15 protein-coding genes and 1 tRNA gene are annotated in these 22,742 nt (G+C 71.1%); 15 read left to right on the top strand and 1 reads right to left on the bottom strand.

The features are described 5' to 3' along the window. Window position 1 precedes the first annotated feature (1 nt). The 13 genes from nuoL (at window position 2) to cydC (ending at window position 18,317) form a co-directional block, all read left to right on the top strand. Complete coding sequence (gene nuoL / locus PSEJ31_RS0103890; protein WP_028914710.1) at window positions 2-2,149, top strand: NADH-quinone oxidoreductase subunit L; 2,148 nt, start codon at window positions 2-4, stop codon at window positions 2,147-2,149. A 24-nt stretch (window positions 2,150-2,173) separates the two neighbouring features. Beyond that, complete coding sequence (locus tag PSEJ31_RS0103885; protein ID WP_019398057.1) at window positions 2,174-3,679, top strand: NADH-quinone oxidoreductase subunit M; 1,506 nt, start codon at window positions 2,174-2,176, stop codon at window positions 3,677-3,679. Window positions 3,680-3,692: 13 nt separating this feature from the next. Beyond that, the gene (nuoN, locus tag PSEJ31_RS0103880; RefSeq protein WP_026010401.1) at window positions 3,693-5,141 is read left to right on the top strand and encodes an NADH-quinone oxidoreductase subunit NuoN; all 1,449 of its coding nucleotides are present in this window, start codon (window positions 3,693-3,695) and stop codon (window positions 5,139-5,141) included. Window positions 5,142-5,406: 265 nt separating this feature from the next. Continuing rightward, window positions 5,407-5,483, top strand: a tRNA-Met gene (locus PSEJ31_RS0103875). A 218-nt stretch (window positions 5,484-5,701) separates the two neighbouring features. Further along, window positions 5,702-6,277 (top strand): ribosome maturation factor RimP, encoded by a 576-nt coding sequence (rimP, locus tag PSEJ31_RS0103870; RefSeq protein WP_028914709.1) that lies wholly within the window; start codon window positions 5,702-5,704, stop codon window positions 6,275-6,277. A gap of 4 nt (window positions 6,278-6,281) precedes the next feature. Further along, complete coding sequence (gene nusA, locus PSEJ31_RS0103865; RefSeq protein WP_019398054.1) at window positions 6,282-7,793, top strand: transcription termination factor NusA; 1,512 nt, start codon at window positions 6,282-6,284, stop codon at window positions 7,791-7,793. Window positions 7,794-7,959: 166 nt separating this feature from the next. Next, a complete protein-coding gene (gene infB, locus PSEJ31_RS0103860; RefSeq protein WP_028914708.1) occupies window positions 7,960-10,569 on the top strand; it encodes a translation initiation factor IF-2 in 2,610 nt (869 codons plus the stop codon). Window positions 10,570-10,732: 163 nt separating this feature from the next. Next, complete coding sequence (gene rbfA / locus PSEJ31_RS0103855) at window positions 10,733-11,095, top strand: 30S ribosome-binding factor RbfA (RefSeq protein ID WP_028914707.1); 363 nt, start codon at window positions 10,733-10,735, stop codon at window positions 11,093-11,095. A gap of 67 nt (window positions 11,096-11,162) precedes the next feature. Next, window positions 11,163-12,089 carry a tRNA pseudouridine(55) synthase TruB gene (gene truB, locus PSEJ31_RS0103850; protein ID WP_028914706.1) on the top strand — a complete coding sequence of 309 codons (927 nt, stop codon included), beginning with the start codon at window positions 11,163-11,165 and terminating at the stop codon, window positions 12,087-12,089. Window positions 12,090-12,269: 180 nt separating this feature from the next. Next, window positions 12,270-12,530, top strand: coding sequence for a 30S ribosomal protein S15 (gene rpsO, locus PSEJ31_RS0103845; protein WP_019399701.1), 261 nt, complete (start codon window positions 12,270-12,272; stop codon window positions 12,528-12,530). Window positions 12,531-12,716: 186 nt separating this feature from the next. Next, the gene (gene pnp / locus PSEJ31_RS0103840) at window positions 12,717-14,822 is read left to right on the top strand and encodes a polyribonucleotide nucleotidyltransferase (protein ID WP_019399702.1); all 2,106 of its coding nucleotides are present in this window, start codon (window positions 12,717-12,719) and stop codon (window positions 14,820-14,822) included. A 112-nt stretch (window positions 14,823-14,934) separates the two neighbouring features. Next, on the top strand, window positions 14,935-16,659 hold the full coding sequence (gene cydD, locus PSEJ31_RS0103835) for a thiol reductant ABC exporter subunit CydD (RefSeq protein ID WP_028914705.1): 1,725 nt from the start codon (window positions 14,935-14,937) through the stop codon (window positions 16,657-16,659). After that, window positions 16,656-18,317, top strand: a complete 1,662-nt coding sequence (gene cydC, locus PSEJ31_RS0103830; RefSeq protein WP_028914704.1) for a thiol reductant ABC exporter subunit CydC — start codon at window positions 16,656-16,658, stop codon at window positions 18,315-18,317. The genes cydD and cydC overlap by 4 nt, the downstream gene beginning before the upstream one ends. Window positions 18,318-18,338: 21 nt before the next feature. Here the strand turns inward: cydC and PSEJ31_RS0103825 are convergent, their stop codons facing one another. Then, the gene (locus PSEJ31_RS0103825) at window positions 18,339-18,998 is read right to left on the bottom strand and encodes a helix-turn-helix domain-containing protein (protein WP_019399705.1); all 660 of its coding nucleotides are present in this window, start codon (window positions 18,996-18,998) and stop codon (window positions 18,339-18,341) included. A 211-nt stretch (window positions 18,999-19,209) separates the two neighbouring features. Here PSEJ31_RS0103825 and hisS point away from each other — a divergent pair, with 211 nt between their 5' ends. Then, the gene (gene hisS / locus PSEJ31_RS0103820) at window positions 19,210-20,622 is read left to right on the top strand and encodes a histidine--tRNA ligase (protein ID WP_028914703.1); all 1,413 of its coding nucleotides are present in this window, start codon (window positions 19,210-19,212) and stop codon (window positions 20,620-20,622) included. 93 nt (window positions 20,623-20,715) lie between these two features. Continuing rightward, entirely contained in the window at window positions 20,716-22,605 is a 1,890-nt protein-coding gene (locus tag PSEJ31_RS0103815) for an aromatic amino acid lyase (RefSeq protein WP_019399707.1), read from the top strand. The last annotated feature ends 137 nt before the right edge of the window (window positions 22,606-22,742 follow it).

The following is a 22,742-nucleotide window of genomic DNA, read 5'->3' as shown; positions in this document are numbered from 1 at the left end:
CATGATCATCTCCAAAACCCACCTGCTGCTGATCGTCCTGGCCCCGTTGCTGGGCAGCATCATCGCGGGTCTGTTCGGGCGCCAGGTCGGCCGCAGGGGCGCGCAGTCGGCGACCATCCTGGGCGTGGCGGTCAGCTGCGCGCTCTCGTGCTGGGTCCTGTACCAGCTGGTCGCCGGCGGCGCCGCGCCGTTCAACGAGAACGTCTACACCTTCTTCGACGTCGGCGGCTACTCGGCCCACGTCGGCTTCATGGTCGACCGCCTGACCGCGATGATGATGGTGGTCGTCACCTTCGTCTCGCTGCTGGTGCACGTGTACACCATCGGCTACATGGCCGACGACCCCGGCTACCAGCGCTTCTTCAGCTACATCTCGCTGTTCACCTTCTCGATGCTCATGCTGGTCATGGGCAACAACTTCCTGCAGCTGTTCTTCGGCTGGGAAGCGGTGGGCCTGGTCTCGTACCTGCTGATCGGCTTCTGGTTCAAGCGCCCGAGCGCGGTGTTCGCCAACATGAAGGCGTTCATCGTCAACCGCGTCGGCGACTTCGGCTTCCTGCTGGGCATCGCCGCGATCCTGTGGTGGTTCGGCACCCTGGACTACGCCACCGTGTTCGCCCGCGCGCCGATGCTGCAGGGCATGGAAGTGCAGGTCATCGAGGGCCATTCCTGGGGCGTGGCCACCATCATCTGCGTGTGCCTGTTCATCGGCGCCATGGGCAAGTCGGCGCAGGTGCCGCTGCACGTGTGGCTGCCGGACTCGATGGAAGGCCCGACCCCGATCTCGGCGCTGATCCACGCCGCGACCATGGTGACCGCCGGCATCTTCATGGTGGCGCGCATGTCGCCGCTGTTCGAGCTGTCGCAGGCGACCCTGGACTTCGTCCTGTTCGTGGGCGCCACCACCGCGTTCTTCACCGGCCTGATCGGCATCGTGCAGAACGACATCAAGCGCGTGGTCGCGTACTCGACCCTGTCGCAGCTGGGCTACATGACCGTCGCCCTGGGCGTGTCGGCCTACTCGGCGGCGGTGTTCCACCTGATGACCCACGCCTTCTTCAAGGCGCTGCTGTTCCTGGCCGCCGGCTCGGTGATCATCGGCATGCACCACGAGCAGGACATGCGCAAGATGGGCGGCCTGCGCAAGTACATGCCCGTCACCTACTGGACCAGCGTGATCGGCACCCTGGCCCTGGTCGGTACCCCGTTCTTCTCGGGCTTCTACTCGAAGGACACGATCATCGAGGCCGCGGCGCACCACGCCCACGAGGCCGGCTCCTGGGTGGCCACCTACGGCTACTGGGCGGTGATCGGCGGCGTGGTCGTCACCAGCTTCTACAGCTTCCGCCTGCTGTTCCTGACCTTCCATGGCCCGGAGCGCTTCCGCGACGCCGTCGCCCACCACGACGAGCACGCCCATGGCGCGGCCGCGCACGCCGACGCCGAGGCCCAGGGCGGCCACGACGCGCGTGCCGACGGCCATGGCCACGACGACCACGGCCACCACGGCGCGCACGAGCCGCACGAGTCGCCGTGGGTGGTGACCGTGCCGCTGGTCCTGCTGGCGATCCCGTCGATCCTGATCGGCTTCTTCACCATCGGCCCGATGCTGTTCGGCACCGACTGGCGCGGCCACCACGCCGAGGCGCTGGTCCCGGGCCAGGCCGTGAACTTCTTCACCGGCGTGATCGACTTCCTGGATCCGGCGCGCGACACCGTCGCCGCGGTCGGCCGCGAGTACTGGCACGGCCCGGTGGCCTACGCGCTGCACGGCATGCTGATGCCGGCCTTCTGGCTGACCGTCGCCGGCTTCGTGCTCGCCGCGGTGCTGTACCTGTGGAAGCCGGACGTCCCGGGCCGCCTGCGCCGCTGGCTGCACCCGCTGGTGCGCGTGCTGGAGGAGAAGTACGGCTTCGACCACCTGTGGATCAAGGGCTTCGCCGGCGGCGGCCTGGCGCTGGGCCGCGTGTCGCGCTGGATCGACAGCAAGATCGTGGACGGCCTGTTCGTCAACGGCAGCGCCCGCGTGATCGGCCTGGCCGCCGCGCTGCTGCGCCGCACCCAGTCCGGTTACCTCTACCACTATGCCTTCGCCATGATCATCGGCCTCATCGCACTGCTGGCCGTGCTCATGCGTTACTGGCAATGAACTGACTGCACGGAAGAACACGACGTGGCGAACCACCTGTTGAGTGTCCTGATCTGGCTGCCGATCATCGGCGGTGCGCTGGTGCTGGCGCTGGGCGACCGGCCCGCGGCCGCACGCTGGTCCGCGCTGGGCGTGGCCCTGCTGACCCTGGTCCTGAGCGTGGGCCTGGTGACCGGGTTCGACTATGCCGCCCCCGGGCTGCAGTTCGTCGAGAGCCATGCCTGGATCCCGGCCTACGACATCCACTACAACCTGGGCGCCGACGGCATCGCCGTCGCCCTGATCCTGCTGACGACCATCGTCACCCCGCTGGCGCTGATTGGTGCCTGGGAGTCGATCCAGAAGCGGGTCAACCAGTACGTGGCCTCGTTCCTGATCCTGGAGGGCGTGACGGTCGGCATCTTCGCCGCCACCGACGCGATCCTGTTCTACGTGTTCTTCGAGGCCATGCTGATCCCGATGTTCCTGATCATCGGCGTCTGGGGTGGTCCGCGCCGCATCTACGCGGCGATGAAGTTCTTCCTGTACACCTTCCTCGGCTCGGTGCTGATGCTGGTGGCGCTGATCTACCTGTACATCAAGGGCGGCAGCTTCCAGCTGGCCGACCTGTACGCGCTGCCGCTGAGCGCGAAGGAGCAGACCTGGATCTTCTTCGCCTTCGCCATCGCCTTCGCGGTGAAGGTGCCGATGTTCCCGGTGCACACCTGGCTGCCGGACGCGCACGTGGAGGCGCCGACCGCCGGTTCGGTGATCCTGGCCGCGATCGCGCTGAAGATCGGCGGCTACGGTTTCCTGCGCTTCAACCTGCCGATCACCCCGGACGCCGGCCACGAGTGGGCCTGGCTGATCATCGCCCTGTCGCTGATCGCGGTGATCTACGTCGGCCTGGTCGCCCTGGTCCAGGACGACATGAAGAAGCTGGTGGCGTACTCCTCCGTGGCGCACATGGGCTTCGTCACCCTGGGCAGCTTCATCGCCTTCACCCTGGTGCGCGACTTCGGCTCGGTCGACGCCGCCCGCCTGGGCCTGCAGGGCGCGATGATGCAGATGATCTCGCACGGCTTCGTCTCCGGCGCGATGTTCTCCTGCATCGGCGTGCTGTACGACCGCATGCACACCCGCCGCATCGCCGACTACGGCGGCGTGGCCAACGTGATGCCGTGGTTCGCCACCTTCGCCATGCTGTTCTTCATGGCCAACGCGGGCCTGCCGGGCACCAGCGGCTTCGTCGGCGAGTTCATGGTGGTGCTGGCCAGCTTCCAGAAGCACCCGGTGGTGGCGCTGCTGGCGGCCACGACCCTGATCACCGCGGCCGCCTACACCCTGTGGCTGTACCGCCGCGTGTTCTTCGGCGAGGTCGCCAATGCGCACGTGGCCGAGCTGAAGGACATCAACGCACGCGAAGTGCTGGTGCTGGGCGTGTTCGCCGCCGGCACCCTGCTGTTCGGCCTGTGGCCCAAGCCGCTGACCGACCTGATGGAACCGTCGATCGCGCACCTGGCGACCCAGATCGCCACCAGCAAGCTGTAAGGATTCTTCGAAGATGACCACGTCCCTCGCGATGCCGTCCGCCGCCGAGCTGGTGCCGTTGCTGCCCGAGCTGGTGCTGATCGGCGGTGCCTTCGCCCTGTTGATCGTCGACCTGTTCATCAACGCGCGCCACAAGGTGTGGACGCACTTCCTGTCGGTGCTGGTGCTGGCCGTGGTGCTGGCGATGCTGGCCACCGGCGTGGGCGGGCAGGGCGAAGTGATGTCCGGCATGTTCGTGCGCGACACCGCCGCCGACGTCATGAAGCTCGCCATCGTGCTGATGAGCGGCCTGACCCTGGTCTACGGCTGGAGCTACCTGCGCGAGCGCAACCTGTACCAGGGCGAGCTGCCGGTGCTGGTGCTGTTCGCCACCGCCGGCATGATGATGCTGGTCTCGGCCGGCAGCCTGGTGGTCGTCTACCTGGGCCTGGAGCTGCTGGCGCTGAGCTCGTACGCCCTGGTCGCCGCCGACCGCGACAACGGCCGCGCCACCGAGGCGGCGATGAAGTACATCGTGCTCGGCTCGCTGGCCTCCGGCCTGCTGCTGTACGGCATGTCGCTGGTCTACGGCGCCACCGGCACCCTGCACCTGGACGCCATCCGCGCCTCGATCGAGGGCAGCGACGAGCGCACGCTGCTGCTGACCGGCACCGCGTTCATGGTCGCCGGCGTGGCCTTCAAGCTGGGCGCCGCCCCGTTCCACATGTGGCTGCCGGACGTCTACCAGGGCGCCACCGCCCCGGTCGCGCTGTTCGTCAGCACCGCGCCCAAGCTGGCCGCCTTCGGCATGGCCTGGCGCCTGCTGGAGATGGGCGTGGGCCCGCTGGCGCCGGAATGGAAGTGGCTGCTGGCCGGCCTGTCGGCGGTGTCGCTGGTGGTCGGCAACCTGATGGCGCTGGCCCAGACCAACATCAAGCGCATGCTGGCCTATTCGACGGTCTCGCACATCGGCTACCTGCTGATGGGCCTGGCCGGCGGCGACCAGGTCGGCTACACCGCGGCGCTGTTCTACACCATCGGCTACGCGATCATGTCGGCCGCGGCCTTCGGCGTGATCATCGCGCTGTCGCGCAAGGGCTTCGAGGCGGACAACATCGACGACTTCAAGGGCCTGGCCGCGCGCAGCCCGTGGATGGCGCTGCTGATGCTGCTGGTGATGGCCTCGCTGGCCGGCGTGCCGCCGCTGCTGGGCTTCTGGACCAAGCTGGCCGTGCTGCGCGCGGCGCTGCAGGGCGGCATGCTGTGGCTGGCCATCCTCGGCGTGGTCGCGGCGGTGGTCGGCGCGTACTACTACCTGCGCGTGATCAAGGTCATGTTCTTCGACGAGCCGGCCGGCGCCCCGCTGGCGGCGCACAACGACCGCGTGCTTGGCGTGGTGCTGGGCGTCAACGCGGTGGGCCTGTTCGCCCTCGGCCTGGCCTGGGATCCGATCATGGTGTGGTGCCAGCGCGCCTTCATGTGAGGACGCGCCGCTCCGCGCGGAACACGCAAAAGCCCCCGGTTTTCCGGGGGCTTTTGCGTTGCAGGGCAGGCGGGCGCGATGCCGCGCCGCGTCTTCCAGGTGCGCGGACTGGCCATCCGCGCGGCTCGTTCATGTATAATCTCCGCGTTCCGGGACGGCCGCGCGGCCGGCTCCGGGGAGCAGGCCGCCGGCACGGGGCAGGCTCCGGAAGATGCGGCAAGGGCCTTGCATCAAGGCGCGATAGCCGGCATAATTCCGCTTCTGATGCGGGGTGGAGCAGTCTGGCAGCTCGTCGGGCTCATAACCCGAAGGTCGCAGGTTCAAATCCTGCCCCCGCTACCATGTTTCGAGGTTGTGCGGTGTTCCTGGGTTTCCAGGGCTGCGGGATCCTCAAGACTGGGCTTGCAACGGCGCATGTTCCCGCCGTTGCGCCGATTCCAGCACCATCGGATGAGAAGCCCGACAGGGCTCTCGAGCACAAGAGGCCCGCAAGGGCCTCTTGTCGTTTATGCGGCCGGCAGGCCGTGCCCCGTCCCACCGCGTTGGAGTTGCCGCCGAAGATGAGCGAAAAGACCAGCGAAATCGTCCAGTTGCTCGCCCCGACCGTGGAGTCGCTCGGGCTGGAGCTGCTGGGCGTCGAATACCTCCCGGCACCGGGCGGCGCGACCCTGCGCCTGTACATCGACGTGCCGGCCGCCGAAGGCGGCGAGCCGGAGCGCACCGTCACCATCGACGACTGCGAGTCGGTCAGCCGCGAGGTGTCCGCGCAGCTGGACGTGGCCGACCCGATCTCCGGCAACTACACCCTCGAGGTGTCCTCGCCGGGCATGGACCGGCCGCTGTTCACCGCCGCGCATTTCGCCCGTTTCGCCGGCCAGCAGGCCAAGGTCGGGCTGAAGCTGCCGCAGGAAGGCCGCCGCAGGCTGCAAGGCACGATCCTGAGGGTGGAAAATGGCCAGGTGGCCTTCGCCCTGGACGGCGCGGAGTTCGTGGTGGAGCTGGACAACATCGACAAGGCCCGCCTGGTGCCCGACTGGGAGGCGCTGGGCCTGGCGCCAGGCAAGAAGCCCGGCAAGGGCGGCAATTCGGGCAAGCATTCCAACAAGCCGGCGGCCGGCAAGCCGCACGCGGAGTAAACAGATGAGCAAGGAACTTCTGCTGGTAGTTGACGCGGTCGCCAACGAAAAGGGCGTGCCGCGCGAAGTGATCTTCGAGGCGCTCGAGGCGGCCCTGGCTTCGGCCGCCAAGAAGCGCTACGTCGACCAGGACGTGCTGACCCGCGTTTCGATCGACCGCAAGGACGGCAGCTACGAGACCTTCCGCCGCTGGGAAGTGGTGGCCGACGACGTGGTGATGGAGTCGCCGGACCGGCAGATCCGCCTGATGGACGCGGTCGACGAGGCCGACGGCGTCGAGGTCGGCGACTACATCGAGGAGCAGATCGAGAACCCCGAGTTCGGCCGCATCGCCGCGCAGGCCGCCAAGCAGGTGATCGTGCAGCGCGTGCGCGAGGCCGAGCGCCAGCAGGTCGTGGACGCCTGGAAGGACCGCGTCGGCGAGCTGGTGACCGGCGTGGTCAAGCGCGTGGAGCGCGGCAACGTCTACGTCGACCTGGGCGGCAACGCCGAGGGCTTCATCCCGAAGGACAAGGGCATCCCGCGCGACGTGCTGCGCGCCGGCGACCGCGTCCGCGGCTACCTGTACGAGGTCCGCAGCGAGCCCCGCGGCCCGCAGCTGTTCATCAGCCGCGCCGCGCCGGAGTTCATGATCGAGCTGTTCAAGCTCGAGGTGCCGGAAGTCGGCCAGGGCCTGGTCGAGATCAAGGCCTGCGCCCGCGACCCGGGCGACCGCGCCAAGATCGCGGTGATCGCCCACGACAACCGCACCGATCCGATCGGCGCGTGCATCGGCATGCGCGGCTCGCGCGTGCAGGCCGTGTCCAACGAGCTCAACGGCGAGCGCGTGGACATCGTGCTGTGGAACGAGAACCCGGCCAACTTCGTCATCAACGCGATGGCGCCGGCCGAGGTGCAGTCGATCATCGTCGACGAAGAGAAGCACTCGATGGACCTGGCCGTGGCCGAGGACCGCCTGGCCCAGGCCATCGGCAAGGGTGGCCAGAACGTGCGCCTGGCCAGCCGCCTCACCGGCTGGCAGCTCAACGTGATGACCGCCGAGCAGGTGCAGGCCAAGAGCGAGGCCGAGCAGGCCGTGGCCCGCCAGCTGTTCATGGACAAGCTGGAGGTCGACGAGGAGATCGCCGGCATCCTGGTGGCCGAGGGCTTCAGCACGGTCGAGGAGATCGCCTACGTCCCGGTCGGCGAGCTGCTGGCGGTGGAGGGCTTCGACGAGGACATCGTCGAGGAACTGCGCGCCCGCGCCCGCGACGCCCTGCTCAACGAAGCCCTGGCGGTGGAGGAGCAGGAGGCCGGGGACGCCCCGGCCGAGGACCTGCTGGCGCTGGAGGGCATGGACGAGGACACCGCCTTCGCCCTGGCCGCCCATGGCGTGCGCACCGCCGAGGACCTGTCCGACCTGGCCGCCGACGAGGTGGTCGAGTTCGGCATCGAGGGCCTGGACGAGGAGCGCGCCGCGGCGTTGATCCTGGCGGCCCGCGCCGAGGAGATCGCCCGCCTGGAGCGTGGCGCATGAGCATGTCGCTGGCACGGCCGGGACGCCCCACCGGCGCCCCCGCCAGGCACCCGGAGCATGGCGCATGAGCCGGCGATGAACACCGCCCTGCACCCGCCAGGGCTTAGAATCCGCGTTTCCCTTGCTCTTTCTGGCGAGGGGGCGCCAAACAGAGCATAGGATCCGAATGTCGCAGCAAACCACCATTCGCAAGCTCGCCGAGCTGGTCAACACCCCGGTCGAGAAGCTGCTGGAGCAGCTGGCCGAGGCCGGCATGAAGTTCAGCGGTCCCGACCAGGTCGTGACCAGTGCCGAGAAGATCAAGCTGCTCGGCTTCCTGCGCCGTACCCACGGCAAGGGCTCGGCGGCTCCGGCCGAAGAGATCGCTGCGCCGAAGAAGATCACCCTGGCCCGGCGCAAGGTGCAGGAACTGACCGTCGGCGGCGGCCGCAGCAAGACCACCGTCGCCGTCGAGGTCCGCCAGAAGCGCACCTACATCAAGGCCACCGAGGCGGCTCCCCCCGAGGCGCCGGTGGACGACGAGCGCGCCGAGGTGCTGCGCAAGCTGGAGGAATCCCGCCAGCGCAACCTCGCCGAGCAGCAGCGCCTGGCCGAGCTGGACCGCCAGCGCGCCGAGGAAGCCGAGCGCAAGCGCCAGGAGGAAGAGGCCGAGCGCAAGCGCCAGGAAGAGGAGCGCAAGGCAGCCGAGGAGGCGGCCCGGCAGCAGGAGCGCGAGGCCGCGCCCGAGCCGGAGCCGGCCGAGCCGGCGCCGGCCCGTCCGGCGCGCCCGGCGCCGCGCGCGGCCGAGGACAGCCGTGCCGCGCCCAAGCACAAGGGCCGCGGCGGGCACGCCATCGCCGACGACGACGACACCCCGGCGCGCTTCGCCGGCCAGCTGCACCTGTCGGCCGCCGACCGCGCACGCCGTTCCACCGCCCGCCCGGGCGGGCGCGGCGGCAAGCCGCAGCGCCGCCAGGACAGCCGCGGCGGCGGCAACGGCGGCGGCGTGGGCGGCTTCGAGCGCCCGACCGCGCCGGTGGTGCGCGAGGTCGCCATCGGCGACTCGATCACCGTGGCCGACCTGGCGCAGAAGCTGGCCATGAAGGGCGGCGACGTGGTCAAGGCGCTGTTCAAGATGGGCGTGATGGCCACCATCAACCAGTCCATCGACCACGACACCGCGGTGCTGGTCACCGAAGAGCTGGGCCACAAGGCCGTGCGCGCCGAGACCGACGACGCCGAGAGCGAGCTGCTGGCGCAGGTCGAGCGCGCCCAGGGCGAGCCGGCGCCGCGTCCGCCGGTGGTCACCATCATGGGCCACGTCGACCACGGCAAGACCTCGCTGCTGGACTACATCCGCCGCACCAAGGTCGCCTCGGGCGAGGCCGGCGGCATCACCCAGCACATCGGCGCCTACCACGTCGAAACGCCCAAGGGCGTGATCAGCTTCCTGGATACCCCGGGCCACGCCGCGTTCACCTCGATGCGCGCGCGCGGCGCCAAGATCACCGACATCGTGGTCCTGGTGGTCGCGGCCGACGACGGCGTCATGCCGCAGACCAAGGAGGCGATCCAGCACGCGAAGGCGGCCGGCGTGCCGCTGATCGTGGCGATCAACAAGATCGACAAGTCCACGGCCGACCCGATGCGGGTCAAGAACGAACTGCTCAACGAGCAGGTCGTGGCCGAGGACTTCGGTGGCGACACCCAGATGGTGGAGCTGTCGGCCAAGACCGGCATGGGCGTGGACGACCTGCTCGACGCCATCTCGCTGCAGGCCGAACTGCTGGAGCTGAAGGCGGTGCCGGACGGCAACGCCAGCGGCGTGGTCATCGAGTCGGCGCTGGACAAGGGCCGCGGCCCGGTCGCCACCGTGCTGGTCCAGCAGGGCCAGCTGAAGAAGGGCGACTACCTGGTGTGCGGCGTGCACTACGGCCGCGTCCGCGCCCTGTTCGACGAGACCGGCGGCCAGCCGAACTCGGCCGGCCCGTCGATCCCGGTGCAGGTCCTGGGCCTGTCCGGCGTGCCGGACGCCGGCGACGACTTCGTGGTGGTCAAGGACGAGCGCCTGGCCAAGGACGTGGCGCAGCAGCGCGACGCCAAGCGCCGCGAATCGCGCCTGGTCCAGGCCGCGGGCAACCGCATGGAAGACATCATGGCGCAGATGGGCAAGGGCGAGGGCCAGCAGGTCCTCAACCTGCTGGTCAAGGCCGATGTCCAGGGCTCGGTGGAGGCGCTCAAGCAGTCGCTCACCGCGCTGTCCAACGACGAGATCCGGATCAACGTGATCAGCTCCGGCGTGGGCGGCATCACCGAGTCCGACGCCAACATCGCCGTGACCACCAAGGCCACCGTGATCGGCTTCAACGTCCGCGCCGACGCCTCGGCCCGCAAGATCATCGAGGCCAACGGCGTGGACCTGCGCTACTTCTCGATCATCTACGACGTGATCGACCAGGTGAAGCAGGTGGCTTCGGGCCTGCTGGGCGTGGAGATCCGCGAGGAGATCATCGGCATCGCCGAGGTGCGCGAGGTCTTCCGCAGCTCCAAGTTCGGCGCGGTCGCCGGCTGCATGGTCGTGGAGGGCGTGGTCAAGCGGAACAAGCCGATCCGCGTGCTGCGCGACAACACGGTCATCTTCGAGGGCGAGCTGGAATCGCTGCGCCGCTTCAAGGAGAACGTGGACGAGGTGCGCAGCGGCACCGAGTGCGGCATCGGCGTGAAGGAGTACAACGACGTCAAGCCGGGCGACCAGATCGAGTGCTTCGAGCGAATCGAGGTCCAGCGCACGCTGTGACCTGCGCGGCGCCGGCGGCCATGGAGGCCGTGCCGGCGCCCGCGACGACGGGACGGCCCTCGCGGCCGTCCCGCCGTTTCCGGGCCGCCACCTGGCGGCCTGCAGTGGCGGGCCGCCGGCCCGCAGGCAAGACCGGGCGCCGCGCCCGGCAAGGAGTCCGCAGATGCCGACCAAATCCTTCCATCGAACCGGCCGCGTCTCGGCGCAGCTGCGCCGCGAACTGGGCACCCTGGTGCACGAGGCCGTGCGCGAGCACGGGCTGCCGTCGGTGAGCGTGTCCGACGTGGAAGTCACCCGCGACCTGGCCCATGCCAAGGTGTTCGTCACCGCGCTGCTGCCGGACCGTTCGGCCGAGGCGGTCAAGGCGCTCAAGGAGATGGCGCGCGAGCTGCGCATGGAGCTGGCCCGCCGGGTCAAGCTGCGCCACGTGCCGGAGCTGCACTTCCATTACGACGATTCGGTCGACCGCGGCGAGCGCATCGAGATCCTGCTGAAGGAAAATCCGCCGGCCCCGGCCGACGAGTAAGCATCCACGCCGTCCCGGCCGGCGCCGGCCTCCCGGGCCGGCCACCCGGCCGCCAGGACGTTCCCCGATGACCCGCACCAAGACCAAGTTCCGTCCGCTCGACGGCATCCTGCTGCTGGACAAGCCCGCGGGGATGAGTTCCAACGCCGCCCTGCAGGCGGCCCGCCGCCTGTTCCGTGCCGAGAAGGGCGGCCATACCGGCAGCCTCGACCCGCTGGCCACCGGCCTGCTGCCGCTGTGCTTCGGCGAGGCCACCAAGCTGGCCGGCCTGCTGCTGGGCTCGGACAAGGCCTACGAGGCCGGGATCGTGCTCGGCACCACCACCGACACCGACGATGCCGACGGCCAGGTGCTGCGCCAGCGGCCGGTCCCCGGGCTGGACCATGCCGCGGTCGTGGGCGCGCTGGCCGGCTTCGTCGGCACCCTGCAGCAGCGCGCCCCGGTGTACTCGGCGCTCAAGCAGGGCGGCGAGCCGCTGTACGCCCGCGCCCGCCGCGGCGAGGTGATCGAGGCCCCGGTGCGCCAGGTGCAGGTCCACGCCATCGAGCTGCTGGAGATGCAGCCGGCCTTCCTGCGCCTGCGCGTGACCTGCGGCACGGGCACCTACATCCGCAGCCTGGCCCGCGACCTGGGCGAGGTCCTGGGCTGCGGCGCGCACATCGCCAGCCTGCGCCGGCTGTGGGTGGAGCCCTTCACCGCGCCGGCCATGTTCACCCTGGAGCAGCTGCAGCAGCTCGCGGAGGAGGGCGGCGAAGCCGCGCTCGAGGCCTGCCTGCTGCCGCCGGAGGCGGGCCTGGCGGGCTTCCCGCGGGTCGACCTGGATGCCGCCCAGGCCGCGCGCCTGGGCCAGGGCCAGCGCCTGCGCGGGCCCTGGGCCGCGGCCGACCCGGTGGCGGTCCACGGCCCCGACGGCAAGGCGCTGGGGCTGGGACGGGTGGAGCCGGGCGGGCTGCTGGCGCCGCAACGGCTGTTCAGGAACACCGCCGGGGCCTGAGGCGGCCGCCCGGCGGCACCGGTTTTGCCTTGTTCGGCCCCCGGCGGGGGGTTACAATTCGCGCGCCTTTTTTCCCAGGCAATCATTCCCGCCGGTTCCAAGGGCGGCCTTCAAGCAAGCGGCGGGCCAGGCGGTGCGCACCAGCGCGTTCCTGCCAGCCTCGCATCCAAGAGAGAAACCATGTCCATCGACACCCAGAAGATCATCGCCGACAACGCGCGCGGCGCCAACGACACCGGCTCCCCGGAAGTCCAGGTCGCCCTGCTGACCGCCCGCATCGAGCAGCTGACCGAGCACTTCAAGATCCACAAGAAGGACCACCACAGCCGCCGTGGCCTGCTGCAGCTGGTCAACCGCCGCCGCAGCCTGCTCGACTACCTCAAGCGCAAGGACAACGAGCGCTACAAGGCCCTGATCGAGAAGCTCGGCCTGCGTCGCTGACGTACCTTCCCGCCGCGGCGCAGAGATGCGCCGCGGTTTGCATTTGGGCGCCGGCAAAGCACCGCGGGCGCCCGTCCCCGGGACCACCGGGGCGCAACACCCGCAAGCGGCCGGGCTTCTCCGGCCACCCGTTGCCGGCAAGGGCCGTCACCGGTCAATCGCAAGCAGATTCCCCAAGGAACCGACGTGGCAAAAATCACCAAAACCTTCCAGTACGGCAAACACACCGTGACCCTGGAAACGGGCGAGGTCGCCCGCCAGGCCAGTGGCGCCGTCATCGTCAAGATGGACGACACCGTACTGCTGGTCACCGCCGTCGCCGCCAAGAGCGCGCGTGAAGGCCAGGACTTCTTCCCGCTCACCGTTGACTACCAGGAGAAGTTCTACGCCGGCGGCCGCATCCCCGGCGGCTTCTTCAAGCGCGAAGGCCGTCCGACCGAGAAGGAAACGCTGGTTTCGCGCCTGATCGACCGCCCGATCCGCCCGCTGTTCCCCGAGGAATACAAGAACGAGGTCCAGATCATCGCCACGGTGATGTCGCTGAACCCGGAGATCGACGGCGACATCCCGGCCCTGATCGGCGCCTCCGCGGCGCTGTCGCTGGCCGGCACCCCGTTCAAGGGCCCGATCGGCGCCGCCAAGGTCGGCTACAAGGACGGCCAGTACATCCTCAACCCGACCACCTCCGAGCTGGCCGAGTCCAAGCTGGAGCTGGTCGTCGCCGGCACCGCCAACGCCGTGCTGATGGTCGAGTCCGAGGCCCAGCTGCTGAGCGAGGAAGTGATGCTCGGCGCGGTCACCTTCGGCCACCGCGAGATGCAGAAGGTCATCAACGCGATCAACGAGCTGGTCGCCGAGGCCGGCGTCAAGCCCAGCGACTGGGTGCCGCCGGCGAAGAACGAGGCGCTGGTCGCCGCGCTGAAGCAGGCCGTCGGCAACCGCCTGGCCGAGGCCTTCAAGATCCGCGACAAGCTGGAGCGCCGCGACGCCATCGCCGCGATCAAGAAGGATGTCAGCGAGCAGCTGGCCGAGCGCGTGGCCGCCGAGGGCTGGGACCCGGCCGAGGTGGCCAAGGAGTTCGGCGAGCTGGAGTACCGCACCATGCGCGACGCGGTCCTGGAGACCAAGGTCCGCATCGACGGCCGCGCCCTGGACACCGTGCGCCCGATCACCGTGAAGACCGGCGTGCTGCCGCGTACCCACGGCTCGGCCATGTTCACCCGCGGCGAGACCCAGGCCATCGTGGTCACCACCCTGGGCACCGCCCGCGACGGCCAGATCATCGACGCCGTCAGCGGCGAGTACCGCGAGAACTTCCTGTTCCACTACAACTTCCCGCCGTACTCGGTGGGCGAGTGCGGCCGCTTCGGCGCGCCCAAGCGCCGCGAGATCGGCCACGGCCGCCTGGCCAAGCGCGGCGTGCTGGCGGTGATGCCGACCCTCGAGGAGTTCCCGTACACCGTGCGCGTGGTCTCGGAGATCACCGAGTCCAACGGTTCCTCGTCCATGGCCTCGGTCTGCGGCAGCTCGCTGGCGCTGATGGACGCCGGCGTGCCGGTGAAGGCCCCGGTGGCGGGCATCGCCATGGGCCTGGTGAAGGAAGGCGACCGCTTCGTGGTGCTGTCGGACATCCTCGGCGACGAGGACCACCTGGGCGACATGGACTTCAAGGTCGCCGGCACCGCCGACGGCGTGTCCGCCCTGCAGATGGACATCAAGATCGAGGGCATCACCGAGGAGATCATGAAGCAGGCCCTGGAGCAGGCCAAGGCCGGCCGCCTGCACATCCTCGGCGAGATGGCCAAGGCCATCACCGCGCCGCGCGCCGAGCTGTCGGAGTTCGCGCCGCGCCTGCTGACCATCAAGATCCACCCGGACAAGATCCGCGAGGTGATCGGCAAGGGTGGCGCCACCATCCAGGGCATCACCAAGGAGACCGGCACCCAGATCGACATCCAGGACGACGGCACCATCGTCATCGCCTCGGTCAACGCCGCCGCCGCCCAGGCCGCCAAGGCCCGCATCGAGCAGATCACCTCGGACGTGGAGCCGGGCCGGATCTACGAGGGCAAGGTCGCCAAGATCATGGACTTCGGCGCGTTCGTGACCATCCTGCCGGGCAAGGACGGCCTGGTGCACGTCTCGCAGATCTCCAGCGAGCGCGTGGAGAAGGTCTCCGACAAGCTCAAGGAAGGCGACGTGGTCAAGGTCAAGGTGCTGGAAGTCGACAAGCAGGGCCGCATCCGCCTGTCGATCAAGGCCGTCGAGGAAGGCGAGGGCGTGGCGCAGTAAGCGCCGCCACATCGCCGGATACGCGTAAGGAGCGGGCTACGGCCCGCTCTTTGCGTTTGCGGTCACGCCATCGGCCCTAGACTGCCGGAATTCCGGGAGCGAGGGACCGCCGTTGGCCGTGACCGCCGATCCAGCCGCAACCGACGACCAGGACGCCCGCGTCCGGCGCGAGCGCTGGCTGGACGGACTGGGCGACGCCGCTCGCGGCGCGCGGCGGCTGGCGGTGGCCTGCACCGTGGCCGGCGGCTGGCTGCTGTTGCCGCAGGCCTGGGCGATCGCCGTGCTGCTGGATGCGGTGCTGGCGCGGGGCCGGGGCCTGGACGGGACGCTGCCGCTGTTCCTGCTGCTGGGGGGCTGCCTGGCTACGCGCGCGGTGCTGGCCTGGCGCGCCGGCATTGCCGCCGGCGACCTGGCCGAAGGCGTGCGCCAGGAACTGCGCCGGTGCGCATGGGCGGCGCTGCATGCGCGCGGCCCGCGCTGGTTGCGCCGCCAGCGCAGCGGGGCGCTGGCCGAACTGGTACTGTCGCATGCCGAGGCGGCCGGCGACTACCACGCCGGGTACCGCCTGGCACGCGCCGAGGTCGCGTGGGTGCCGCCGGTCCTGCTGCTGGCGGTGGCCGCCGCCGACCTCGTGCCGGGCCTGCTGCTGCTGTTCGCCGCGCCGCTGCTGCCGGTCTCGATGGCGCTGGTCGGGTGGGGCGCCGAATCCGCCAGCCGCGCGCAGCTGGCCGAGCTGGCACGGATGGGCGGGCATTTCGCCGACCGCCTGCGCGGGCTGGGCCTGATCCGGCTGTACGGCCGCGGCGAGGCGGAACTGGCCGGAATCGCCGCCGCGGCGGAGGGCCTGCGCGAGCGCAGCATGCGCGTGCTGCGCATCGCCTTCCTGTCCTCGGCGGTGCTGGAATTCTTCGCCTCGCTGAGCGTGGCGATCGTGGCGCTGTATTTCGGCCTCGGCTACCTGGGCATGTTGCCGCTGGAGCTGGCCCCGGACCTGCGCACCGGCCTGTTCTGCCTGCTGCTGGCGCCGGATTTCTTCGCCCCGATGCGCCGGCTGGGCACGCATTACCACGATCGCGCCGCCGCCCTGGCCGCGGCGGCGGAAGTGGAGGACGTGCTTGGCCGGTTGCCGGGCGTGGCCGCCCCTGCGCACGCGCCGGAACCGGCGCCGGAGCCTCCAGCGACCGGCGCCCGGCCAGCGCCGCTGTTGCGGGTGCATGCGTTGGCCCTGGCACCCGAGCCCGGGGCCGCGCCGCTGTTCGAGGGTCTGGAGTTCGAGCTGCAGCCCGGCGAACGGCTGGCCCTCGCCGGGCCCAGCGGCTGCGGCAAGAGCCTGCTGCTGGAGGCCATCGCCGGCTGGGTCGCGCCGCTGGAGGGCAGCATCGCGATCGCCGGGGGCGTGCGTTGCGGCCATGCCGGGCAGCGACCCTGGCTGTTCCAGGACAGCCTGGCCGGCAACCTGCGCCTGGCCGCTGCGCAGGATGCGGGCGAACTGCACGCCGCGGCCGAGGCTGCCCAGGTGCTGCGCTTTGCCCGGCAGTTGCCGCGCGGGCTGGACACGCCGGTCGGCGAGCGCGGCTACGGCCTGTCCGGCGGCGAGGCGCGGCGCGTGGCCCTGGCGCGGGCGCTGCTGCGGCGGCCGCAACTGCTGTTGCTGGACGAGCCGACCGCGTTCCTCGACCCGGGCACCGAAGCGGCCCTGCTGGAAGCGCTGGCGCGCCATGCGCCCGGCTGCGCGGTGCTGGTGGCCACCCATAGCCCGCGGGTGATGCGCTGGGCCGGGCGCGTGCTGGATCTGCCGTCCGGGCGCATCCGCCCGGCGCTGGGGGTGGCGCCATGAGCCGGCACGAGGACCCGCTGCAGCCGTTCCCACCGGGGCGGCGGGCGCGCATGGCCGCGGTGGTCGCCGTGCTGCTGGCGACCATGCTGGCCGGCACCGCGCTGCTGGGCCTGGCCGGCGGCTTCATCACCGCCTGCGCGCTGGCCGCGGGGGCCGCCAGCGGCTTCAACTTCTTCTCGCCCTCGGCCGGGATCCGCGCGCTGACCTTCGCCCGCATCGCCTCGCGCTACTTCGAGAAGCTGCTCGGCCACGACGCCATGCTGCGCCTGGCGCGCGACCTGCGCAGCTGGTTCTTCCGCCGCGCCCTGCCGCTGGCCCCTGCGCGGCTGGGACGGATGCGTACCGGCGCGCTGATGGCGCGGTTGCTGGACGACATCGCGCAGGTGGAAGGGCGGCTGGTACGCGCGCTGGGGCCGCTGCTGGCAATGCTCGGCCTCGGCCTGGCGGCGGTCGCCTGGGCGGCCTGGATCCTGCCGGAAGCCGGCCTGGTGCTGGCCGCGGCGATGCTGCTGCTGGGGCCGGCTTCGGCCCTGCCGGTGGCCTGGGACGGGTTGCGCCGCGAGGCGCGCGACGTGCGCCTGCAGGAGCGCCTGCGGGTGCGGGTGCACGAGGGCATCGAGGGGGCCGCGGACCTGGCTGCGATGGGCGCCACCCGGGCCTGGGCGGCGCGGGTGGACGCGGCGGCCGCGCGCCTGGCACGGGCCGGACGCCAGCGCCAGCGTCGCGTTTCCGCCGCCGCAATGGGCATGTCGCTGGTTGGCGCGGCCACCTTGCTGGCGATGCTCGCGCTGTCGCTGCAGGCCGCGCACGCGGGGCGGATCGGGGCGGTCGAGGCGGCCGCCCTGGGCTTCGCCACCCTGGCCCTGCTGGAAACCTGGGCCGGTGCCGGCCTGGCCTGGCAGGCGTTGCTGGCCGGGCAGGCCTCGGCGCGCCGCCTGCACGCGCTGGTCGCGCAGCCGCCGGCGGTGGGCGATCCGCCGCGGCCGGTGCCAGTGCCGGAGCGCGGCGCGCTGCACCTGGAAGAGGTGTGTTTCGCCCATCCGGACGGGCGCGCCCTGCTGGACGGGCTGGACCTGCGCCTGCGCCCCGGGGAGCGGGTGGTGGTGGCCGGCGACAGCGGCAGCGGCAAGAGCACCCTGCTGGCCCTGGTATTGCGCGTACTCGAGCCGCAGGCCGGGCGTATCGCCTGGGCCGGGATCGACCTGCGCCGGTTCCACCAGGCCGACTGGCATGCGCGCCTGGCCTGGGCGCCGCAGGACGCGCCGGTGTTCGCCGGCAGCGTGCGCGCCAACCTGCGGATGGGCGATCCGCAGGCCGGCGAGGCGGCGATGTGGCGCGCGCTCGAAGCCCTGCGCCTGGACGCACGGGTGCGCGCCGCCGGCGGGCTGGACTGCGAGGCCGGCGAGGGCGGGGCGCTGTTGTCCGGCGGCGAGGCGCGGCGGCTGGCGCTGGCCCGCGCCCTGCTCAGGCCCGGGCCGCTGCTGCTGCTGGACGAACCGCTGGAAGGCCTGGACGTGGACGCCGCCGAAGCCCTGCTGCTGGACCTGGAGCGGGCGCTGGGGCGGCGCAGCCTGCTGCTGGTCTCGCACGCGCCGGTGCCGGCCGCGCTGCCGTGGCGGCGGCTGCGGCTGGAGCAGGGGCGCTTGCAGGAGGTGTAGCGCGGGTTGCGCGGCGCCGGATCAGGCCGCGCGCAGGGACTCGAGCCCGGCGAAATCCAGGATCTCGATGCGGTAGGTCTCCGGCACCGCGATCAGGCCCTTGCCGCGCAGGGTGGTAAGGCAGCGGCTGACCGTTTCCACGGTCAGGCCCAGGTGGTCGGCGATGTCGGCGCGCGGCATCGGCAGCGCCACCATCGGGCCGGGGTTGCCGGCGCGCGCCTCGCGCGCGGCCAGCTTGAGCAGGAAGTCGGCCATGCGCTCGATCGGGTTCATGCGCGCCAGGGCCATCATCTGGTCGCGGGCCGAGTCCAGCTCCACGCAGGCGCGCTCGAACAGCTTCTCGCGCAGCTGCGGATAGCGCTCGCCCAGGCGCCGCATCGCGTCGATGCCGAAGCGGCACAGCTCGGTCTCGCCCAGCGCCTCCACGTCGTGGCGGTAGGTCGGCGAACCGCTGAGGCCGACGAAATCGCCCGGCAGGGCGAAGCCGGCCACCTGGCGGCGGCCGTCGGCGGCCAGCCGCACCATGCGCAGCGCGCCGCGGACCACGGTGAACACGTGCCGGCGCGGATCGCCCTGCCGGGCCAGCACCGCGCCAGGGCCCAGCAGCTGGCTGCTGGCCTCCGCGTCCAGCGCGTGCATCTCCTCGTGGGTGAGGACCGAGCACACGGCGAGGTGGCGCACCTGGCAGTGCGCGCAGGGGCCCAGCGGTCCTGCCTCGTCGGGAGGCGGGGTGAGGCAGGGACTATCAAACGGAGGCCAGGCCATTACGGGCACGCAGGACAGGGTGCGCGCCATTGTACCCCGCCGGGGCGATCCACGCGCCGCCAGCAGGCACCGCCGACACGGTAGAATCGCAAATCCCGTCCGTGCCCTGGCACAGGAGTTTTTCCGCTTGATCAGGCCCCGTACCCCGGCCGGCGTCATGGAGCTGCTGCCGCGCGAGCAGATCGCCTTCCAGCGCATGCTCGACGTCATCCGCCGCAACTATGAACGCTTCGGCTTCCTGCCGGTGGAAACGCCGGTGTTCGAACTGTCCGACGTGCTGCTGACCAAGTCCGGCGGCGAGACCGAGCGGCAGGTGTATTTCGTGCAGTCCACCGGTGCGCTGGCCAACGCCGCCGCCGAGGGCGCGGCCGGCGGCCTGCCGGAGATGGCGTTGCGCTTCGACCTGACCGTGCCGCTGGCGCGCTACGTGGCCGAGCACGAGCACGAGCTGAGCTTCCCGTTCCGCCGCTACCAGATGCAGCGCGTGTACCGCGGCGAGCGCGCCCAGCGCGGCCGCTTCCGCGAGTTCTACCAGTGCGACATCGACGTCATCGGCAAGGACACCCTGTCCATCCGCTATGACGCCGAGGTGCTGGCGGTGATCCACTCGGTGTTCTCCGAGCTGGGGATCGGCGCGTTCCGCGTGCAGCTCAACAACCGCAAGCTGATGCGCGGCTTCTTCGAGGCCCAGGGCGTGGCCGACCCGCAGCAGCAGGCGCTGGTCCTGCGCGAGGTCGACAAGCTCGACAAGCGCGGCCCCGAGTACGTGCGCCAGACCCTGACCGGCCCGGACTTCGGCCTGCCGGCCGCGGCCGTGGACCGGATCCTGGCGTTCGTCGAGGTGCGTTCGGACTCGCACGCCGACGCACTGGCGAAGATCGACGCGGTGCTGGCCGAGGCCGGCGAGGGCGCCAGCGAGGTGCTGCGCGCCGGCGCCGCCGAACTGCGCGAGGTGCTGGAGCTGGTGCGCGCGATGGGCGTGCCGGAGTCGGCGTACTGCCTGAATTTCTCCATCGCCCGGGGCCTGGACTACTACACCGGTACCGTCTACGAGACCCAGCTGGTCGAGCACCCGGGCATCGGCTCGATCTGCTCCGGCGGCCGCTACGAGGACCTGGCCAGCCACTACACCAAGTCGAAGCTGCCGGGCGTGGGCATCTCCATCGGCCTGACCCGCCTGTTCTGGCAGCTGCGCGAGGCCGGGCTGATCGAGGGCATCGCCGAGAGCAGCGTGCAGGCCATGGTCGCGCTGATGGACGAGAACCAGCTGGCCGACGCCCTGGACATCGCCCGCCACCTGCGCCTGGGCGGCATCAACACCGAGGTGCAGATGGAGCCGCGCAAGATCGGCAAGCAGTTCCAGTACGCCTCGCGCGCCGGCATCCGCTTCGTGGTGCTGGCCGGCCCGGACGAACTGGCGCGCGGCGTGGTCGCGGTCAAGGACCTGGTGCGCGAGCAGCAGTTCGACGTGCCGCGCGCCGAGCTGGCCGAGACCCTCAAGGTCGAACTGGAGCAGGCCCGCGCCCTGGCCGGGCGCTGAGCCATCCGCCCGGCCCGCCATGCCGCGGGCCGGTGCCTCCCGGCGCCGGGCACGCCGGCGCCTTCCTCATCGCACAACGCAACAGGCAGGCGCATGACGACGATCCGTCTCGACGGGCAATCCCTGACCCGCGGCCAGCTGGTGGCCGTGGCCCAAGGCGCGAAGGTCGCGCTGGATCCGGAGGCCTTGCAGGCGGTGGCGCGCGCGGCGGACTTCCTCGCCGAGCAGGTGCGCCGCGAGGAACCGATCTACGGCGTGTCCACCGGCTTCGGCAGCAACGCCGACAAGCTGCTGGGCGCGCATCCGCTGCGCGACGAACTGCCCGGCGCGGCGCCTTCGGGGCGCTCCCTGCACGAGGAGCTGCAGCGCAACCTGATCGTCACCCACGCCGTGTGCGTCGGCGAGCCGATGGCCGCGGACGTGGTGCGGGCGATGCTGTGCATCCGCCTCAACACCCTGCTCAAGGGCCATTCCGGCATCCGGGTGCAGACCCTGGAGGCGATGGCGGCCATGCTCAACGCCGGCATCGTGCCGGTGGTGCCGCAGCTGGGATCGGTCGGCGCCTCCGGCGACCTGGCGCCGCTGTCGCACCTGGCCATCGTCCTGCTGGGCGGCGGCGAGGCGTTCTTCGAGGGGCGGCGCATGCCGGGCGCCGAGGCGCTGCGCCGCGCCGGGCTGGAGCCGGTGTCGCTGTCGTACAAGGAAGGCCTGGCGCTGAACAACGGCACCGCGCAGATGCTGGCCATGGGCGTGCTGGCGCTGCACCGGCTGGAGCTGATGCTGGACACGGCCGACCTGGCCGCGGCCATGACCATCGACGCCTTCGCCGGGCGCCTGGGCGCGTTCGCCGAGGAGGTGCACGCGCTGCGCCCGCACCCGGGCCAGGTGCAGGTGGCGGCCAACCTGCGGCGCCTGCTTTCCGGCTCGACCCTGGCCGACATCCCGTACCACCTGGTGCCGAAGTTCCGGCCGTGGCTGCCATCGAGCTGGGACACGGAGGAGTCGCGCGGGCTGCGTTTCGATATCGGCTGGGACTGGGTGCCGGCCGACCAGCGCCACGGGCGCGAGAAGTTCTACCAGCGCTTCCTGCCGTTCCGCGGCGGCAAGAAGCACCAGCCGCAGGACAGCTATTCGCTGCGCTGCATCCCCCAGGTGCACGGCGCGGTGCGCGATGCCGCCGCGCAGGCGGCGCGGGTGCTCGACATCGAGCTCAACGCGGTCACCGACAACCCGCTGGTGTTCCCGGACAAGGCCGACGCGGCGCACGTGGAGGAGCAGGTGATCTCCGCCGGCCACTTCCACGGCATGCCGCTGGCGCTGGCGCTCAGCTACCTCAAGGCGGCGATCCCGACCCTGGCTTCGATCTCCGAGCGCCGGCTGAACAAGCTGGTCGATCCGGCCACCAACGACGGCCTGCCGGCGTTCCTGATCGGCAACGAGGACGGCACCGAATCCGGCCACATGATCGTGCAGTACACCGCCGCGGCGATCGTCAACGACCTGGCCAGCCGCGCCCACCCGGCCTCGGTGTACTCGGTGCCGACCAGCGCCAATGCCGAGGACCATGTGTCGATGGGTGCCAACGAGGCGCGCCACGTGCTGGCCATGGTCGAGGACCTGGGCAAGGTGCTGGCGCTGGAGCTGTACACCGCGGCCCAGGCGCTGGACCTGCGCCGGGACATGATCAACGCCGCCCGCGCGCTGGCCCGGCGCGCCGATGCCCAGGCACTGGCGGCCAAGGTGCAGGGTGGCCCGGAGCCGGATGCGCCGCTGCGCGCGCGCTTCCTGGCCGAGGTCGAGGAACTGCGCGCGCAGCTGGCCGCGGCCGACGCCTTCCACCCCGGCACGGCGGTGGCCCGGGCCCATGCCCGCATCCGCGAGGCGGTGCCGTTCCTGGACCGCGATCGCGCGCTGGACGGCGAGGTCGCCACCATGGTCCAGCTGGTGGCTTCCGGCGCGCTGCTGGAGGCGCTGGCCGGCTGAGCCGCACCGGCGGCGACCCTTGCACGCCCCGCCGCCCGGGTCTTCCTGCTCTTCCGGGAGCGGGCAGGGGCGACTTGCCGGAATCCTTGCATTCCTGGCCTTCCCGGCGGGGCGAGGCCTGTCCCGTATCGCGCGCG

The sequence above is a fragment of the Pseudoxanthomonas sp. J31 genome (genome assembly GCF_000510725.1).
Taxonomy (GTDB): Bacteria; Pseudomonadota; Gammaproteobacteria; order Xanthomonadales; family Xanthomonadaceae; genus Pseudoxanthomonas.
The sequence above is the reverse complement of the archived record's forward strand: the minus strand, read 5'-3'. Positions and strand labels throughout refer to the sequence as shown.

Excerpts from the sequence above, each read along its gene's own strand:
- nuoL (WP_028914710.1), top strand. The coding sequence starts at position 2 with ATGATCATCTCCAAAACCCACCTGCTGCTGATCGTCCTGGCCCCGTTG.
- nuoN (WP_026010401.1), top strand. The coding sequence starts at position 3,693 with ATGACCACGTCCCTCGCGATGCCGTCCGCCGCCGAGCTGGTGCCGTTG.
- rimP (WP_028914709.1), top strand. The coding sequence starts at position 5,702 with ATGAGCGAAAAGACCAGCGAAATCGTCCAGTTGCTCGCCCCGACCGTG.
- nusA (WP_019398054.1), top strand. The coding sequence starts at position 6,282 with ATGAGCAAGGAACTTCTGCTGGTAGTTGACGCGGTCGCCAACGAAAAG.
- infB (WP_028914708.1), top strand. The coding sequence starts at position 7,960 with ATGTCGCAGCAAACCACCATTCGCAAGCTCGCCGAGCTGGTCAACACC.
- rbfA (WP_028914707.1), top strand. The coding sequence starts at position 10,733 with ATGCCGACCAAATCCTTCCATCGAACCGGCCGCGTCTCGGCGCAGCTG.
- truB (WP_028914706.1), top strand. The coding sequence starts at position 11,163 with ATGACCCGCACCAAGACCAAGTTCCGTCCGCTCGACGGCATCCTGCTG.
- rpsO (WP_019399701.1), top strand. The coding sequence starts at position 12,270 with ATGTCCATCGACACCCAGAAGATCATCGCCGACAACGCGCGCGGCGCC.
- cydC (WP_028914704.1), top strand. The coding sequence starts at position 16,656 with ATGAGCCGGCACGAGGACCCGCTGCAGCCGTTCCCACCGGGGCGGCGG.
- PSEJ31_RS0103815 (WP_019399707.1), top strand. The coding sequence starts at position 20,716 with ATGACGACGATCCGTCTCGACGGGCAATCCCTGACCCGCGGCCAGCTG.